The 17,995-nt window shown below is 40.4% G+C and carries 19 protein-coding genes and 1 pseudogene; 8 read left to right on the forward strand and 12 right to left on the reverse strand.

The annotated features are described in order from the left end of the window. Positions 1 to 133: 133 nt before the first annotated feature. From HCK02_RS14115 to HCK02_RS10105, 5 genes and pseudogenes are all read left to right on the forward strand, one after another. Positions 134 to 1,615 (forward strand): hypothetical protein, encoded by a 1,482-nt coding sequence (locus HCK02_RS14115; protein ID WP_246215577.1) that lies wholly within the window; start codon positions 134 to 136, stop codon positions 1,613 to 1,615. A gap of 7 nt (positions 1,616 to 1,622) precedes the next feature. Beyond that, positions 1,623 to 2,003, forward strand: coding sequence for an immunity 22 family protein (locus HCK02_RS10090; RefSeq protein ID WP_167629989.1), 381 nt, complete (start codon positions 1,623 to 1,625; stop codon positions 2,001 to 2,003). A 363-nt stretch (positions 2,004 to 2,366) separates the two neighbouring features. Further along, positions 2,367 to 2,764, forward strand: a pseudogene (locus tag HCK02_RS10095) (polymorphic toxin type 15 domain-containing protein). 11 nt (positions 2,765 to 2,775) lie between these two features. Continuing rightward, positions 2,776 to 3,318 carry a T6SS immunity protein Tdi1 domain-containing protein gene (locus tag HCK02_RS10100; protein ID WP_167629990.1) on the forward strand — a complete coding sequence of 181 codons (543 nt, stop codon included), beginning with the start codon at positions 2,776 to 2,778 and terminating at the stop codon, positions 3,316 to 3,318. Positions 3,319 to 3,795: 477 nt separating this feature from the next. Further along, entirely contained in the window at positions 3,796 to 4,572 is a 777-nt protein-coding gene (locus HCK02_RS10105; RefSeq protein ID WP_167629991.1) for an SDR family NAD(P)-dependent oxidoreductase, read from the forward strand. 45 nt (positions 4,573 to 4,617) lie between these two features. Here HCK02_RS10105 and HCK02_RS10110 read toward each other — a convergent pair whose 3' ends face one another. The 8 genes from HCK02_RS10110 to fsa form a co-directional block, all read right to left on the reverse strand. Continuing rightward, a complete protein-coding gene (locus tag HCK02_RS10110) occupies positions 4,618 to 5,238 on the reverse strand; it encodes an HAD family hydrolase (protein WP_167629992.1) in 621 nt (206 codons plus the stop codon). Between the two features lie 11 nt (positions 5,239 to 5,249). Further along, positions 5,250 to 5,612: a hypothetical protein gene (locus HCK02_RS10115; protein WP_167629993.1), complete on the reverse strand. Its 363-nt coding sequence runs from the start codon at positions 5,610 to 5,612 to the stop codon at positions 5,250 to 5,252. Between the two features lie 81 nt (positions 5,613 to 5,693). Further along, positions 5,694 to 6,653, reverse strand: coding sequence for a LacI family DNA-binding transcriptional regulator (locus HCK02_RS10120; RefSeq protein WP_167629994.1), 960 nt, complete (start codon positions 6,651 to 6,653; stop codon positions 5,694 to 5,696). A gap of 53 nt (positions 6,654 to 6,706) precedes the next feature. Continuing rightward, positions 6,707 to 8,050, reverse strand: coding sequence for a hemolysin family protein (locus HCK02_RS10125; protein WP_167629995.1), 1,344 nt, complete (start codon positions 8,048 to 8,050; stop codon positions 6,707 to 6,709). Positions 8,051 to 8,156: 106 nt separating this feature from the next. Beyond that, positions 8,157 to 8,855, reverse strand: coding sequence for an NAD-dependent protein deacylase (locus HCK02_RS10130; protein WP_425482881.1), 699 nt, complete (start codon positions 8,853 to 8,855; stop codon positions 8,157 to 8,159). A 5-nt stretch (positions 8,856 to 8,860) separates the two neighbouring features. Continuing rightward, complete coding sequence (locus HCK02_RS10135; protein WP_167630007.1) at positions 8,861 to 10,063, reverse strand: multidrug efflux MFS transporter; 1,203 nt, start codon at positions 10,061 to 10,063, stop codon at positions 8,861 to 8,863. A 417-nt stretch (positions 10,064 to 10,480) separates the two neighbouring features. After that, entirely contained in the window at positions 10,481 to 10,831 is a 351-nt protein-coding gene (locus HCK02_RS10140; protein ID WP_167629996.1) for a hypothetical protein, read from the reverse strand. Continuing rightward, positions 10,828 to 11,472: a fructose-6-phosphate aldolase gene (fsa, locus tag HCK02_RS10145; protein WP_167629997.1), complete on the reverse strand. Its 645-nt coding sequence runs from the start codon at positions 11,470 to 11,472 to the stop codon at positions 10,828 to 10,830. Before fsa ends, HCK02_RS10140 begins: the two co-directional genes overlap by 4 nt. 170 nt (positions 11,473 to 11,642) lie before the next feature. Between fsa and HCK02_RS10150 the strand changes: the two genes are divergently transcribed. From HCK02_RS10150 to HCK02_RS10160, 3 genes are all read left to right on the forward strand, one after another. Next, positions 11,643 to 12,092, forward strand: coding sequence for a MarR family winged helix-turn-helix transcriptional regulator (locus HCK02_RS10150; protein ID WP_167629998.1), 450 nt, complete (start codon positions 11,643 to 11,645; stop codon positions 12,090 to 12,092). Next, positions 12,089 to 13,444 carry an MATE family efflux transporter gene (locus tag HCK02_RS10155; RefSeq protein WP_167629999.1) on the forward strand — a complete coding sequence of 452 codons (1,356 nt, stop codon included), beginning with the start codon at positions 12,089 to 12,091 and terminating at the stop codon, positions 13,442 to 13,444. The genes HCK02_RS10150 and HCK02_RS10155 overlap by 4 nt, the downstream gene beginning before the upstream one ends. A gap of 164 nt (positions 13,445 to 13,608) precedes the next feature. After that, on the forward strand, positions 13,609 to 14,319 hold the full coding sequence (locus tag HCK02_RS10160) for an SMUG2 DNA glycosylase family protein (RefSeq protein ID WP_167630000.1): 711 nt from the start codon (positions 13,609 to 13,611) through the stop codon (positions 14,317 to 14,319). A 168-nt stretch (positions 14,320 to 14,487) separates the two neighbouring features. On the opposite strand, the gene HCK02_RS10165 is transcribed toward HCK02_RS10160, so the two are convergent. From HCK02_RS10165 to HCK02_RS10180, 4 genes are all read right to left on the reverse strand, one after another. Next, positions 14,488 to 15,165: a VIT1/CCC1 transporter family protein gene (locus HCK02_RS10165; RefSeq protein WP_167630001.1), complete on the reverse strand. Its 678-nt coding sequence runs from the start codon at positions 15,163 to 15,165 to the stop codon at positions 14,488 to 14,490. Positions 15,166 to 15,211: 46 nt separating this feature from the next. Further along, complete coding sequence (locus tag HCK02_RS14285; RefSeq protein WP_425482882.1) at positions 15,212 to 15,685, reverse strand: CPBP family intramembrane glutamic endopeptidase; 474 nt, start codon at positions 15,683 to 15,685, stop codon at positions 15,212 to 15,214. 121 nt (positions 15,686 to 15,806) lie between these two features. Beyond that, positions 15,807 to 17,105 carry a YcaO-like family protein gene (locus HCK02_RS10175; RefSeq protein ID WP_167630003.1) on the reverse strand — a complete coding sequence of 433 codons (1,299 nt, stop codon included), beginning with the start codon at positions 17,103 to 17,105 and terminating at the stop codon, positions 15,807 to 15,809. After that, positions 17,098 to 17,995 (reverse strand): hypothetical protein (locus HCK02_RS10180; RefSeq protein WP_167630004.1); only part of this gene is annotated, 898 nt, incomplete at its 5' end. The genes HCK02_RS10180 and HCK02_RS10175, both read right to left, overlap by 8 nt.

Consider the following 17,995-nt stretch of genomic DNA (forward strand, 5'->3'; position numbering starts at 1 on the left):
ATGAAAAGGAGGCTCTTTATTTTGAAAATTTTTAAGTATTTACTCTTTTTGTGTCTACTTTATTGACATCTATCCAGACGCAGATGGAGCCATTTCTTTTTCGCATACGGATAACAAAAGTAAATATCAGGGTTTGTTCGAGGACTTTGAAGTTTTATATGATTTTGCAGGAGAAGCAGGAAGTCTTGTCGAGGATAAAATCGATCAGCCATTTTATGAAGCACTGGATGAATTTGTGGAAGGAATGCGCGATTTGGATGCGTCGAAGTTTACGACGAAAAACCGAATCGGTGCCACAACGACGATGACAACATACGCGAATAGTTATACGCGGGAAGAAATAGAAGTTCCGAAAAAAGAAGTCAGTTTGGATGATTTACTGAGTGGCGATAATTATTATGCTGATCAAATGAAAATTCAGTATGAGGAATGGAAAAGGCAAAACAAAGACCAAGATGTGAGTCAAAAAGATTTCCGCGCAGCGATGATTAATTCACGGGCTTTTGAGTACACGTCGATCAAAGATGAACAGCAGAAAAAAGAGTTTTGGGTGAATGTCGTTGCGACGGTGGCGATTGTTGGTGTGAGTATTTTCTGTCCGCCGGCGGGGCTAGCGCTTGGTATGGCTTATGGTGGCTTAGAAATGAGTGCGGCTGTCAGTGGGAAAGACTGGCTGACGGGTCGCGAACTGGATACGTCGGAGCGCGTGATGCGTGGGGCGTTTTCGCTCTTAGATATCGTGCCTGGAATGAAAGCTTTTTCGGGCGGCACCCAGGCGCTACGGTCGGGATCGAAGCTGGCTAGTTTAAGCGATAATGTGCTGAAAGGTATGAAGAATATCCCGTCGAAAGCGGATGATTTGATTAAACTGGGCAAGAGTAAAGCCTTGACGCGGATTAACAGTTTGAAAACGACAGCGAAAGAAGCGGTACATAGAGGGATTGAGAAAGGGATCAAAGGGCTTGATGAAGTTGGGAAAGTGGCGGATAATTTTAAGGGTAATTTGAATTTGAACTCGCAGCGAAAACTCGCGGTGGATGGACTCGGCGCGCTTCCGGCAGGTGGAACTTCGAAAGTCGCGAATGCGACGGAGAAGATGAAAGATGCCTTAAGGAAGTATGATCTGAATTTGAGTAGCGGAAGACGCGGGGCGGATGATATAATAAAGGCAAGTGGATCTGCTACTAAAAACCTAGATGATGTGAAGATTCCGTCTGTGCGAAATGGTGAGTTTAATAATTGGTTTAATGATCTGACGCCAGGACAGTTTGATCAGCTTTGGGATAATCCAAAACTTAGAGAAAAAATTGAAGATAGGATTAGAAGACCTGGTGGCTATCATGAGTGGCATCTTGTATCAAGAACGCCAACCTTTAAGCGTTGGGGAATTAGTATGGATGACATTAAAGAGATGAGAACATTAACGAAAGATGTGAAATTTGTTAACCCTGTTGGTAAGCATGGTGGAAGAGGCTCGACAAAAGCTCATAATGAAATTTTAAAAATAATTGACTCGTCTAAGGACTATGAAAGTTTCGTTAAGCGTTTAAATGAATGGGCACAGAAAAGAATGGAAAATGGGATTATGGATTTGCCTAGAGGCTTAAGGAGGTAGTTGTACATTGGAAAATAATGTATCTTTATGGCTAGGAAACTTTTCTTCGGAGGATGATCTAGAGGAATATATGGATGTAAAATATACAAAAGACGGTGATAGTGTGCCTTCTCAATTTGAGAAGGATTTTAAATTAGGCTATTATGATCGAGATTTAATTGAAAAAGATTGGATAGAAGTGGCAGAAAATAACATTCACGATCTGTTAATTGATTTTTCTTATGATAATCAGTTGATTCCCCAATTTAAAGTTATTCAAAAAAAGTATAACACTATCATATTGATTTATAATTATGATTATAAGCAAGAAAAGTCTTTTCTTAATACTACGGTTAAAGATGCTTATGAGGTGGATTTTATTGGAGTAGCAAAATATAGAGATGAATAAACAGTAACTTTGTTAGAAATATGAAGTTATCGAGCGGTATTAGTGAGTAAGTAATCACTGATATCGTTTTTTTATTATAATAATAAATTGGAGAAAACAATCAGACAACTTGAACTTGCGGTGGATTGACTCGGTGTGCTTCCGGCAGGAGGAACTTCGAAAGTCGAGAATGCGACGGAGAAGATGAAAGACGCCTTGAGGAAGTATGATTTGAATTTGAATAGCGAAAGACGCGGGGCGGATGATATAATAAAAGCGAGTGATGATGTCCCGAGAATTAAAGAAATTGAAGTAGTTTTTAATCGAAATGTTAAGCATGATGCAGAAGAGTTTGCAAGACAACTCAAAGATCAAGAAAAAGGAATGAATGAGTTAACGCTTCAGAATATCTAACAAATAGAGAAAGATATATTGCAGAAGGTAGAGCAATTGAAGGGAATGCTGCTCAACAAGCTGCAAGAGAAGAGGCATTGACTAAAAAAGTTAATGAATTACAAAAGGAAGGGAAGTCTTTTTCCCAAGCTAAACGCGAGGCAAAAGATTGGCTAGATACGCAAGCAGCTTTGCACAATCCGGATCAAATTGCAGGAGGCAATGCTGATGCAATAAGTGGTATGGGTGATAAAAGGATTAACTCTTCACTTGGAAGTCAATGGAAATATCATATTGATATTGTTGATGCACAGATTAGAGAACTAGCTGAGGGATTGACTCCAGAACAGTTAAAAAACGTATATTTAAATGTGAAATTAACTCATTAAAGGAGAATAGCATGGATAGTGTATTATTGGATTTTGAATTTGATAGCAAAGTGCCTGATGATGTTATTAATAAATATCAAGATAAAGTTCCGAATGAACTAATAGTTTTGTGGCGTGATTTAGGATTTGGTAGCTTTCTAGAAGGTTATTTAAAAATAATCAATCCAAATGATTTTGAGGAAATATTAAATGAAAGCTCAGAAAGATACAATGATGCTGTCGTTTTGTTTGCAACAGGGATGGGGGACTTAATTATATGGTCAGATGGATATGTGAGAGTGTTAAATTATAGATATGGTAAAGTAAAAACTATACTATTTTCTTTTGAATTCTTTTTTCAAAACATAGCAGACTTAGAGTTTCGATCTGATGAACTTATGTGGGAGCCCTACTTAAATGCTGTTGAAAAATGGGGATGCTTATCTTATGACGAATGCTTTGGCTATACCCCGTTGTTAGGGCTTGGAGGAGCAAAAAAAGTAGAGAACTTAAAGAAAGTTAAAATTAGAGAACACATACTATTAATTACAGCATTAATGGGACCGATTGAATAGAAAAAAAGCTTAGGAATTATCCAAAATTTCTAAGCTTTTTTATTGAGAGTATGATTTGAATCTGAGGAGGGGAAGACGTGGGATGGTAACGTAATAATTATAAGAATGGATTTCCAGATTTTAAGTCATCAGATTTTGTTAGGCAAGAGGTTCAATTAAAAGAATTTACAACTAGAGTAAGAGAATTTAGAGAAGCGGATAAAGGTTTCTCCAAAGGAAAAAGTGACTTAGGAATTTCTAGAAATTCCTAAGTTTTTTATTTTGTTGTAGCTTTATTAAGATTTATAATTTTGTAAATGAATAAGCAAATGTGCTCCTATCACTTATCTGATTCTTACCGCTATATCGAGGAAGGCTTTGGAATTTTTAGTATCTCCCTTCACTTATCAAAATTCCTCATAACTAAAACCCTTTATTAAAGCGCTTACATTTGATATGATAGCGATGAAAGTGAACAAGACAAAAGGAGGCATCATTATGAGTAACATGTTTGATTTAACAGGGAAAGTTGCAATTGTGACAGGAGCTTCAAGTGGTCTAGGACGGGACGCTGCACTTTGTTACGCGGATTATGGGGCCGACGTGGCGCTCCTTGCACGCCGAAAAGAAAAATTGGATGGGGTCGCTCGGGAAATTGAAGCAAAGGGAGGAAAAGCGATTCCGATCGCTTGTGATGTTTCAAATGAAGCGAGCGTGAAGGCTGCGGTCGCAGAGGTTATTGAGCACTTCTCGAAAGTTGATATTTTACTGAATAATGCAGGGATTGCGATTGCAGGAACTGTGGAAGAACTTTCGGAAGCGGACTGGGATAAATCGATGGATATTAATGTAAAAGGGTTGTATTTGATGTCCAAATACGTTGTACCACACATGAAAAAACAAAAGTACGGTAAAATCGTCAATATCGCTTCGATTAACGCGATTATTGCAGATAAGGGGTATGAACTTGCAAGGCATGCCTACAACACCTCAAAAGCCGCTGTGCGTGGTCTTACGATGGGGATGGCGGCAACCTATATGGAAGAAAATATTACGGTGAATTCAATCGGACCGGGGTTGTTTGAATCGGAAATGACCGCTGACTCACTATTTAAGCATGAAGGCTTCATGAAGCTTTACAATGGTCTCTCGCCAGCCTCAAGACCGGGCAGAAAAGGCGAGCTGAATGGCACGATTCTTTACTTATCTTCTGATGCGTCAAGTTATGTGACTAGCCAGCATATTATTGTGGATGGAGGTTTTTCAATCGTTTAAGCAAGAAAGGAAGCTTCATAAAGAGGCTTCCTTTTTTGAGTCTTCCTATTCATTTTGGATTGCGACATGTGCAAGAATTTCGCTTGGCCGCCGAAAGGCATGTTCGGCTTCTTCAAAGCCTTTTTCGGATTTGGCTCCCCAAAGTGCCAAACCAAAATCGGCTCCGGCTGAATGGGCGCAAGCCATGTCGTAAGGCGAATCGTCGATGTAAAGGACTTCCCCCGGGTTTCTTGCAAGTAGTTCCATTGCTTTTAGTAACGGCTCTGGGTGCGGCTTGTGGTTCACGGTGTCGCTCGCACAAACGATTGCGTTGAAATGTTCACCAATTCCAAACGGGTAAAACCCCTTCTCCATTTCGTAGCTATTTTTGGATGTAACGACTGCACTTTCCGGGATTTGTGGTAAAAGGGCTTCAATTCCATCGAAAAGCCGTACTTCATCTACCATCTGAAGTTCCTGCTCCATCCATTTTGCAAGAATTTCATCTGCATTTAGTAAATTTAAACGTTGGATCGCTTTTTCGCCGGGAATCCCAAGCGCGAATCGCAATTCCTCTTGTGTATAAAAATGCCCAGCTTCTTCTAAAACGGATTGAAGTGAATGCAAAACGGCTTTTTCCGTATCTAAAATCGTGCCATCGACGTCGAAAAGTATCGCTTGGTACATCTTCATCCCCCTCATTTCGAAAAAAAGTATTGGTGATGTGTCGTGTAGCGGCTTCTTTTCGGTTGTGGCTTGCTTTCTTCACTTTGTGACAAGCTGTGCCCGGAACGGAGCTCTTCATAAAATGAATAAAGCATTTCTTCCGTTCCTGCTATCTCAAAACGAATTCTTGCGCAGCTAAATGTTAAATAAACATGATCGCCTTTCGGTATCAGCGCAATGTTCTCCAAGGCTTGTAAAGGATAAGTGTGGCGCTTTCCCATTTTGTAACCATAATTTTGTTCAAATACCAGATAGTCTCGATCGATATAAAATTCCCCGTATTGATACTCCATACCAATTCCAGAATGGACCTTACAGATTCCTTCAAGTTGCACTGTTTTCACCCTCTTCATATGTTATACCTTAGTTGTAAATGATGAAACGGGTTTCATGTCAAGCAATTTCTTCTGAGAACTTTATAAAGATTTTCGTTCCACGAGTTCATGATGGATTTTTTGCTTTTGTACTTTGCCGGAATGAAAAATCGAAAAGGCAGTAGTTCCAAGCCTTTTTAAATGATGATTCAGTGTCGAAATCTCCAATACCTCACTGATCGGTAAATTTTCTTGCCCCAAAATCGCAATATCTTCCGGCACTCGCAAACCTTTTTTTCGTGCGTAAGCGAAGACTCCCGCGGCAACTTCGTCTCCTGTTGCATAGATCGCGTCGGGCTTTACGGGTGCTTTTTCCAAGAAATACTCGGCTGCGGATTCCCCGTCCGAAACATCATAGCAGTCGTTCAGCATGTTGGCGCGATTCGCTTTGGTCGCAAAAACTTCCTCAAATGCGGCAATTTTGTTTTGCGTGCTCGGGCTGATTCGATCTGTTCGTCCGGTTGTGAAGGCCACGTTTTGATAGCCTTTGTTTTGAATGAAGCGAAAGCCATCTTGGAACGCTTGGAAACGATTGATATACGCGCAGGAAAGCTTGGGATGCTTCGTTTCTTCGCAGAAAACTAGCTGCTCAGGATCGGCTGCTTCAAGTAAGACTTCAAATGAATTGGCTCGAGACGTGATGATGATGCCATCCAGTTGTTTCGTCTTTAGCATTTCAAGATGGTGCAATTCGCGTTTGGCATCGTAGCCTGTTGGTAGAAGCGTGACGGAATATCTTTCGCGGAAAGCAGCTTCGAGGATGCCACTTACGATTTTATCGAACCAAGGGTGATCAGTATAAGGTAAAAGCACGCCAACTGTGTTCGTTTTCCCACGTGCTAAGTTCATGGCGCTACGGTTAGGTATGTAATCCAGTTCTTGGATGACCGCTTCGACGCGTTCACGTTTATCGCTTGCCACGTAGGGATGGTGATTTAAAACGCGTGAGACGGTCGTGACGGAAACCCCAGCACGTTTGGCAATTTCTTTGATATTGGGCATTTGGATACCTCCTTTAGAAAAAGACAGAGCGGCAGCGCCGCTCTGTCTTTACGTTAAGCAAGTTCTAGCTTTACAGGTTCAGCTTCGAGCTTTTTTGCTCGCTCAACCCGAATGGAAACTAGCCTTGCTTCTTTTATTTCGAGCGCCGTGAATGTAAAATCTTCATATTCTGCTACGACTTGTTCGCCGTCCTCAGGAATATTCCCAATGAGTGTAAGCACAAAGCCTGCAATCGTATCAACACCACGAGACGGGAGTTCAACATCAAACATGCGATTAAAGTCATCAAGCGCAAGCATACCATCTAAATCATAGGTGTTTTCATCTATTTTTGTAAATTCATTTGTCAAATCATCATATTCATCATCAATATCGCCGACGATTTCTTCAAGCATGTCTTCAATCGTGATCAGACCAGCCACGCCGCCATATTCATCCATCAGCACCGTCATTTGATTTCGCGTCTTCTGCATATTTTTCAGCAGGTCATCAATAAAAATCGATTCTGGCGCAAAGTAGGCATCTTTAATGAGCGAGTGGATATCTACATGGTCAAATCCGACTTGTCGTGCTGCGGCAAAATAATCTTTCAAGTGCAGAATACCTACAATCGAATCCGAATCATTTTTATAAACCGGAATCCGCGAGTAATTCTCATTTAACAGCAGGTCGCAAATTTCACTCGGCTCCATGTCAATGTCGATCATAAACGCATCAGTCCGCGGCACCATCGCTTCTCTCGCATACTTATCGTCGAGTTCAAAAACGCCACGAATCATGCTGAGCTCTTCTTGCTCAATCACGCCTTCTTTCCCGCTGTTCTCGACAAGCAGCTGCATTTCTTCACGCGTCATTTTCTCCTCTTCACCAGATTTGTCCATGCGCGTTAATTTCACGAGCGTGTTGGTGGAAAACGAGAGGAATTTGACGAACGGACGAAGTAGAAAACCAACGATCCGAATGGGCGTAACCGACAGCCGCGAAATCATCTCAGACTTCTGTAAAGCGACTCGTTTCGGATAAAGTTCACCAAAAACCAAAGTAATATACGACAAAATAACTGTGACAACGATGATGGCGAGTTCCTTCGCAAAAGTTCCTTCGCCAAAAACCGGTTCAATCCGCGTTGCGATACTTGTTGCTGCCGAAGCACTTGAGAAAAAACCAGCAAGCGTGATACAGACTTGGATGGTTGCGAGGAAATTGCTTGGGTCTTCAAGCAGTTTCATCAATTTGATGGCTTTTTTATCGCCTTGATCGGCTTGGCTTTTTACGCGTCCCTTGTTGAGGGAAACCAGTGCCATTTCAGCTGATGCGAAAAAGGCATTCAGTAGCGTAAGCACTAAAATGAGAATTAATTGAAAGATAATCTGCTGACTCTCGGGGTCAGGTGACATAAAATCTACCACTCCTTAAAAGAAAATTTGGATAGCTAGAATTAGATCCAGCTATCCAAATTTTAACATGCAACTAACTATTCGGTCAAAAATGCACGCTTTATTTTCAGATTTTTTTGAAGACCGTCATGGCGTCCGCTTCGATCATGGTATACCGAAAGGGGAGGGGAATCGGTTCTTTATTGACTGCAAAAACGCTTGCTTCTGGATTCCTATAATCAATCAAATTGCAAAATGGACTGACTTTGAAACTCGTTCCGGCGATGACGACAAGATCGGCATTTTGCAAGGCTTGGATGGCTTGTTCGATGGCATCCGGATCAATGCCTTCCCCGTAAAGCACAACGTCCGGCCGGATTCGCCCACCGCAATTTTGATGGATATCGGATTCCAAATAAGTTCCTACCGGGACGGTTTGGCCGCATTTCATGCAGTAACAGTGATACAAGCTGCCATGGAAATCCACGACCGACTTAGAACCAGCCGCTTCGTGCAAGCCGTCAATATTTTGCGTAATAACTGTAACTGGCTTTGTTTCGCCGATTTCAGCCATCTTGAAATGGATCGGGTTAGGTTTCGCATCTGGATAGTACATGTTTTGGGTGACAAATTGATAAAAAACATCTGGTTCATTTGCAAGACAAGCCTCGCTTAATAAGTATTCTGGATTGTGCTTCCCTGCATAAAGCCCATTTTTTGAGCGGTAATCCGGGATCCCAGAAGGCACGGAAACGCCCGCGCCCGTCAAAAAGATAATCCGGTTTGCGGCGCGCACGGCAGTGCGAAGTTGTTCGATTTGTTCCATCTTAATCATTCCTCCTGTTTCTTGTGATGAGTCGTTCGGTTGAAAATAGCCACGAGGCAGACGTTTAGCAAAATGAAGACGGCGACAGCTAGGAAAACGTCGCTATAGCCGAAATGAGCCGCGATGCTTGAGCCAATCAGCGGTCCGATGACATTCCCAATGTAAAGAAAGGACTGGTTGTATCCGAAAATCCGCCCAGTGAGGTCGCGCGGTGCATTTTTTGAAAGTAGAGACTGAACAGCTGGGAGAAGCGCACCGTCTGCGATGCCAAGCAAGAAACGCAAAACGCCAAATTGAAAGGGTGTCTCGGCAAAGGCCATTGGGATTTGCAGCAGCATGGAGCCGATCAAAGCGCCGAGCAAGATTCGTTCGGTGCCGATTTTGTCGCCCCATTTGCCGAGGCGCGGGGCTGCAAGTAAGGAAGCGACGCCGGGGACGGCGGCGATCATCCCGCTGATGAAAGCTATATTTGCGATGTTTCCGGCAAGGTCACGAACATAAAGCGTTAAAATCGGGCTAATCGCGTTATTTGAGACTTGGATAATCATCGAAGTGAAAAATAAAATGACAATGAGTTTCGGATTTTGAAGGGCGCCAAAGACTTCCCTGAAGGAGCGGACCTCCCGTTTCTCGACCGGAGTAAAATTCTCTTTCACAAAAAGCAGCGTTAAGAGGAAGCTGCAAGCGATCAGTGTTCCGGTGATGAAAAAGACGGGGCGAACACCAAAGATATCGGACAAGAAGCCCCCAATTAGTGGTCCGATCAAAACGCCCGAAACGGCTGCGGTTGAAAGTGTCCCTAAAGCATAGCCGCTCTTATGGCGCGGCACCTGTGTGGCGATCAGCGCGTTCGCTGTTGAAATGTAGCCCGAAAAGATCCCCATGAGGAGTCTTAGTCCGATGAACTGGAAGACGTTTGTGACAAATCCCATCAAAATCATCGCGATACTCATCCCGAGTGCGGCGCGAAGCAGCATTAAGCGGCGCCCTTTACGATCGGCGAGCATTCCCCAAATTGGGGCCATAATGGCAGAAACAAAAAAAGTCGAGCTAAGCGCGACACCTGAATAAAGACTGACTTGGTCGGGATCGTGGATGCCAAGTTCTTCTACGTATAAAGGCAGGAAAGGCATAATCAAGTTGAGTCCGGTACCCGTTAAAAAACAGCCGATCCAAACGATATAGAGGTTTTTCTTCCAATCTTTCAAAATTTCCACCCGATTTCCTGCAATTTTCTCTTCTATTATTTCATAATTTGAAAGGGTTGGAAAATAATTTGCTGGAAGACAAGGCTGTCATTCACGATATTATCACCTATAATTTGTATCAAAATTAAATTGAAGCATTCTAGAGGAGAAAGAAGATAAAAAAGTCTGCTAGAAGTTTGGGGCAAATCATGCTATTTTTAATTTTGTTGATTAAAGGCTTGAAAGGGACTGAAGAGTTGGCTGGGCAAGGGCATTAGCGATTGTAATACTTGTTCTTCAACTGTTTAGCTTAATATTGATGATAATAGGATGGTTGACTTTTTATTTGGCCACTCCAGAACTTGCATAGTGTGGACGGGCACAAAAAGGCTGCTGAAATGGAATTATCCCATTTCAACAGCCTTTTTACGCCAAGTTTTATGCTTCTTTCAAATTCTCGAGGGGAACCCAACCGCCAGTTCCATCTTCATCAATACACCATGCCCAGCCTTTTATTTCGCGGTTACTTTCAAGCTCATCGCCTTGTTCAACATCAAGTTCGCGTGCGGAATAATCTTCCAAAACAGTTCCCGATTTGCTATCTGGAACGTGTGCGATAATTTGTTCAGGGATATAACCTTCGACGCCACTTGATTTAATTTTACAAAGCATCCAACCAGGATAGGCTTTATCTTCAGCAAATACCCAGATTTCTTCATTTTTGTTTGCGAATAGAGGTTTGCTAACTTCTGGATGATGGGCTTTTTTTACAATAAAATGCTTGTTCATTTTTTGACTCCTTCATAATCAGCCAAGAATTTATCAATTCCGATATCTGTTAATGGATGTTTTAACATTTGCTCAAATACTTTAAATGGCACAGTCGCAATATCAGCCCCAAGTTTGGCAGATTCGATCACGTGAATTGGATGGCGGATACTTGCCGCGATGATTTCGGTTTTAATATCATGGACAGCGAAAATTTCTGCAATGTCACTGATGAGTTCCAAACCATCTTGGCCGATATCATCTAAACGACCCAGAAATGGCGAGACGTAAGAAGCGCCAGCACGAGCAGCAAGCAAGGCTTGTGCGGCTGAGAAAACGAGAGTAACATTCGTTTTAATGCCTTCTTCATGTAACATTTTAACGGCTGCCATACCTTCGCCAGTCATTGGAATTTTGACGACCATATTTGGATGGATCGCAGCAACACGGCGTCCTTCTTCCACCATTTTATCGGCTTCTAAACTAACAACTTCTCCGCTGATCGGTCCATCAACGATCGAAGTGATTTCAGTCACCACTTCTTTAAAATCGCGTCCTTCTTTGGCGATCAAAGAAGGGTTGGTGGTTACGCCAGCGATGAATCCCATGCGACTTGCTTTCTTTATTTCGTCTACATTTGCTGTATCAATGAAAAATTTCATACGTCATCCTCCTTTTTTAAAACGCTTTCATTTATTATAACGCAATTACTTAGTTTATGCCCTGATTATGCCTCTAAAAAAACAGTTGCAACGTCAACTAATCTTTAGTAAACTGGATTAGTTGACTGCGCAACTTTATTGCGAAAATAGTGAGATTTGAGGCGACTTAATTGACAGAAAGACATGAAGCAATTGTAAAATCTATGGCGATGATTCATCGCTCTGAACATATTTTTAAAGACAGCAGGCTGAAAGAAACAGGTCTTTGTGTCGGACAGCTACGCTACTTGTTTACGCTTTACAAGGAAGACGGACTTGCTCAAGAAGCGTTTGTGAAGCGCTTTTCAGTTGATAAGGCGAACGTGACGAGGCACATCAAACGACTATTGAAATTTGGGTTCGTGCGATGTGAGCAAGATCAAAAAGACAAGCGTATCCAGCGCATTTTTTTAACAGAAAAAGGGTTGGCACACAGAAGTTTGATCGAGGAGCTGACAGAACAGTGGAACGACTGTTTAACGGCGGGATTTACGGAGCAAGAACGGGCGGATTTTTTTCGCTTGATCGTCCAAATGGCAGAAAACGCAACTCATGTGGCTAAAAAGGAGGAACACATATGAAAGAACAAAGCAGAAGACTTGGCGAGGATAGTATCGGTTCCTTGATGGCACGGCTTTCGATTCCGGCCTTCATCGGGATGTTCGTCATGGGAATGTATAATATTGTCGATACGATTTTCGTCTCGTATGGTGTTGGGCCAAATGGGGTCGCGGCACTTTCGATTGCTTTCCCTGTTCAAATGATTTTGATGGCGATGGCCGCGATGTTTGGTATCGGAGGCGCTTCGATCATTTCGAGGTCGCTTGGCGCCGGTGAACAAAAAACGGCGAATACAGTATTCCATCAAGTGATTTGGCTCGTTATTTTTTCAAGTTTATTGATTGCAATTTTAACTTTTATTTTTATTGACCCACTGATTACCATGTTTGGCGCACCTGCTGAAATTCATCAAATGACCAAAGAATTTTTAGAAATCATCTTGCTTGGCGCTGTGTTTCAATCATTCGGGATGGGGATGAACAATATCGTCCGTTCGGAAGGAAACGCTAAAACAGCGATGCTCACGATGATTATCTCAGCGGTCATCAACATGATTTTGAATCCAATTTTCATCATGGGACTGGATATGGGCGTTCGAGGTTCGGCGCTTGCCACACTGATTGCCCAAGCGATTGGTGCAGCGTGGCTGTTATTTTACTTCCTATCCGGAAAAAGCACACTTTCGCTTAAAGGCTTTGGCTTGCGGATTGACATGAAGCTTGGCTTGCGGATTATCGCGATCGGCTTCCCGTCGTTTATCATGATGGCCTCAGGTAGCGTGGTAACAATTGCGGTAAACTGGATGCTACAGATTTACGGAGGGACGATGGCGATTGCGGCGTTCGGTGTAGCTAACCGAATTGCATCGTTCGCGATCATGCCGATCAATGGGGTGACGCAAGGAATGCAGCCGATCGTTGGCTTTAACTACGGCTCGAAGCAGTTTGGGCGAGTCAGTCATTCGGTGAAACTGGGGATGCTCGTTGCGACGATTTTGTCCCTCATCGCGTTTGCGGTTGCAGAGATATTCCCAGCAGAACTAGCGAGAATTTTCTCATCTGACCCAGTTTTGATTGCAGAAAGTGAAGAAGCGCTCCGAATCATGCTACTGGCGGCGTCGACGATTGGCTTCCAAATCGTCTGTGGCGGCTTGTACCAAGCACTTGGGAAAGCGCGAATTTCCTTCATCATTTCGCTGATGCGGCAAATTATTTGTCTCGTTCCGCTGCTCCTCATTTTGCCAAACTTCTTTGGCTTGTCAGGCGTGTGGTACGCATTCCCGATCGCAGACTTTTTGGCATTCTCGGTCTGTGTAGTTATTTTGTCGACCACTTGGCGGAAAGTTTTCAGGGAAGCAGAAATGGTTCGTTAAAAAGCGAAGGAGCGCGAGGCTCCTTCGCTTTAGTTGCAATAAGCAACTAATTTTTTTGAGCAAGATAAATTAATTATCGGTTATTATTGAGTGAATTAGACAATTAATGGATTTAGATGGAGATAAGAAGAGAGAAGACATAGATACTGAGAGGAATGTTTTACATGATTGAAAAAACGACTTTTGCTAAACAAATCCTACAATTTAACGCGCAGCTTTCAGTTGAACGTCTTGATTTACCTGCTGGATTTCGGATGGTTAATCCGTACATAGGAGATCAAAAAGAACAAGTAAGAGAGATAACGACTGCATTTTACCAAAAATACTATAATGATGCCAAACCTCGGCGTCTTATTCTTGGAAGTTCACCAGCTCGTCGAGGCTCCGCTATAACTGGAGTGCCTTTCGAAGATGTTAAGCATTTACAAAATGAAACAGGGATTTTTATTGATAACTTTTATATAAATCAGTCTTCATCGGGGTTTTTGTATGATGTTATTTATGAGTACGGAGGATGCGAGAAATTTTATACGGATTTTTATATGAATTTTGTTTGCCCATTGGGACTAGTCAAGACAAATTCAAAAGGAAAAGAGATTAATTGTAATTACTATGAAAATAAAAAACTACAAGAAAGTTTGTATTCTTTTATTATAGATGCAATTCATAGTCAAATCAGTTTTGGAATTGATACTTCGGTATGTTACTGCATTGGAAGCGGTCAAAACTATGATTTCTTGTCAAAAATAAACAAAGAGTATCTCTTTTTTGATAAAATTATTCCGTTAGAACATCCTCGATTTATCATGCAATATAATTCAAAGCATAAGGGAAAATATATGAAAAAATATTTGTCTGCTTTAAAGTGCCGCTAATCTAGCATACTTGCATTTTATGTTGTTTAATTCAAAGATTGTAGAAAAAGTTAGTTGATAAGCTTTTTTTGGAAATGGTTCTATGGCTAAAAGAATTTTTTCTGTTACCCTATAAATAAAAATCGCTAATCCTTTAGAGAAGAGGTTAGCGATTTTATTTAGATTCCATCAAATTCCAATATAATGCCCAACAACATATGTAATCACCATGGTTAGCATGCCGACTAAACAATTTCGGATGACGGCGGGACGAGTTGGAGCGTTTCCGAGGTAGGCGCTCGTATAGCCAGTAATGGCCAGCGCGATCAGCACAGCGACGAACGTAAACCAGATTCGAATAGAAGCAGGGAGAAGGACGATTGTTAATAACGGCAAAATCGCACCGATTGAAAAAGAAAACAGCGAAGAGAGCGCAGCACTAAATGGATTGGCATAGTCATTTAGTTTGAAGCCTAAGACTTCCTGAGCTTGAACACCAAGAGCATCCTTTTTCATCAATTCAGTAGCAACTTGGCGAGCCGATTCATCTGACAAACCCTTTGCTTGATAAATTTCAATTAACTTTTGTAATTCCCCATCATAATCCGTTTTCAGTGACTCTCGTTCTTGCTTAACGAGTGATTTCTCAGTATCTTTTTGCGTGCTTACAGAGACGTATTCACCGCCAGCCATCGAAAGCGCGCCTGCAAGGAGACCTGCAATCCCAGAAATTAAAATGGTAAACGTAGAAGTCCTGGCTCCGGCGACCCCGATGACGATCCCGGCCACAGAAACAATCCCGTCATTGGCTCCGAGAACACCCGCCCGCAAGATGTTGAGCCGTTCACTTAATGTCATTTTCTTCATAGTGTTTCCCTCCTCCTTTTATATACCCATTTTTCTGAGAGATCAACTAGTAATGATTTTTTTTGTAATAATTATTAGTCAAATAAACGAAAATATTAAACGATATATGTATAAATATACATAAAAAGATGTTTTGGGTTAAAAGGAAAAGGACGGTTTGTATGAAAGAAAAGATAATCTTTATCAAGGAAGAATTACCTTGATAAACTAGATGAGATAAGAAAAATGTTAATGTAGCAATTAATAGATATTGAATTGAAGAATAATTAAATAAAGTTCCGTAAAGATAAATAAAGTAACGGAAATTGACCTCTTCTAATATTGGATAGCTGTATAATACTAAAAATACATGAGAGGTATAGTGGTTAAAGGAATTCGCTTTATTGGGAATCAGTTTATATCCTTTTTCTATAAAAAACAGGATGAGTGGAGATGGTAAAAATGTTAGATATAGTAAGTTCGGTATATGTACAAGTTTGCTATTTGAAAGCATTGAAAACCAAATAAAATTGACAAGCATTAAAAATAACAAAACAAGATTATACTTGTACAAAAGAGATTTTCTTCTGAGACGTGAAGGTAAATAGTTAAAAAGCGCCAATAAAATACCAGGAAAGAGAGTCCCGATAAATAAAAGGATACTAAGCCAGCGGATGAGGTAAGTGATTTTTAATCCCTCCCCACTGGGTATATCTATTACTAAAATAAGGGGGATACGATGGTAATGCAATGGACAACAATTCAGGTAAAATGACTCGGTATACTTCAGTATTTAAATGAGAAAATTCTGTAGGTGTAATATTAAGAGCTACAGCATAAGGCGATAATTTTTTTGTAGATTGTATGAGTTCAGTTAGATTTTGTGCTTTTTTTCTGGGATTGATTTTTTTGTGTTCAAAAATCAAGTTACGGGGTTTTCCGTATTTAGCATAATAGATTACATTGTCGTCTAGATTCGAAAAATCAGGGTCCTCTTTTTGAATTGAAACATACTTTTGGGGATCAATCCATGATATGTTTAGAGCGTATTCGACGACAGTAAGGCATTCTAGAAAAGCTCTGTATATACATTTTTTTATGGAATAGCCTCCTTGGACACCTACTACGTATTTGGGCATTGAGGTAGATTCGGAAACCATCTCGCAGACAATAATGTAAATTGATTTATCGAAACTAATATCTAGAAAATTAACGGTAAAATGATTCAGAAAATCTTGGACCTTAGGCTGATTATTGAACAAGTGGTTAAAATACTTCTTTACATCTATATCTAATGGGATGGCTGATGTGCCACTATACCACCACAAATTAAAGGAATCAATTTGAAGATATTCTATTAAAGAATTTTCTAAGCTCTGTTTTGTTGTTTCATGACAAGATGTACCTGTTGAAACAGCACTTGTAATATATCTTTTTTCATTTGAAAATAAATATTGATTGTACATAATAAATAGTTGAAGGGGAATAAAAACTTCTTCTTCTCCAAAAAGTGAAGGTAGTTTAATCCATTTGATGTTATCCATTTCAGTAATATAGTGTTCTTTTTGATCTGAATTATAGTAGTTATTTATCAGGTCTAGAGGGAGAACTTTGCAACCAGCATCATACAATTTTTTATAAGAAGAAAGCACTGCGTTTGCACATATCGATGCAGGCAATAATGAATAGGAATATCGTTCAATGCTTTCTCCGATAAAGCTGGCTTCTGCTTCATTCCTTAGCAGGCCATAACCGCTCAAATGATAACTAACTTCTTCAAATGTTGAATCTATGTTTTTTTCAAAATTGATAAAGTTTGCTGTTTGATATGAGTAATTCATAATAGGAAAAGAATTGGAACCGATAAATGCTTCATTATTTTTCCAAATTCCTGTTATATTTCCACCTAAAAGTTGTTTTCTTAGTGAATTATAGTTTAAAGTATTTAGTAATTTAATCACCGGAGTTCAGCTCCTTCAACAGATTGAGAGAGGCAATATATTGTTCAGAGAAATGAGTGTTAGCAATACCCGAACAAGTATTGCAAGTTGAATTTATCCAGCTCGTATCAAAGGAGTACTCGTAAGTAGGTAAATAAAAATGAATTACATTACCTCGAAGGGAAGACGCACCGTATGTAATCATATTATTTATCTCTTTGGTGATAAGCCCGCTAACAATCAATTCCTCGCCATTTTTTTCGAAAGTAATTTCAGAATCAATGTAGCTTTTCTCTAAATAGGAGTCGATAGTCCCTTCGAATTGACTTATAAGTTGTCTCTCCAAACACTCGAAACATCCAGTTTCTTTAGGCGCTATATCGGTAATAAAGATGTTTTCATTATCAGTTATAGCAATTAATGAATTGGCATTCATTTTATAAAGGAGCGTATTACAAGCTCGTACGGATAAAAGATCAAAGAAGCTAGCTATGATAACTACTTGTTTTATATTCACTAGTTTTTCCTGAACACGATTAATTATGGTTTTCATGCGTTCTTCTGATTTGTTTTCTAGCAATATATTAATATCTTTGGGATCTAAGAAATTACTAAGCTTTTTGATGGACAAATATTGCGGGAGTAAGTTTTTGTAAATATCATACAGATTATCTGTGATTAGTATTAAAAAATCATTGAATTTACTACTATTTACTTTTTCCTTCAAAAGCCCCATTTTTAAAAGCTGCTCAAAATCTTCAAAAAGAATATCGTTTTTAGAAATAACGACCTCATTATTTGCAATTAAATCTTCAATAGCAGCGATAAAATCTTCAGAGCTTTGCAGTAGATCAATAATAATTTCGTTTTTATGGAGTACTCCTTTACGAAGAATTAAGTGAGTGTTACTT

This window comes from Listeria valentina (assembly GCF_011800755.1).
GTDB lineage: Bacteria > Bacillota > Bacilli > Lactobacillales > Listeriaceae > Listeria > Listeria valentina.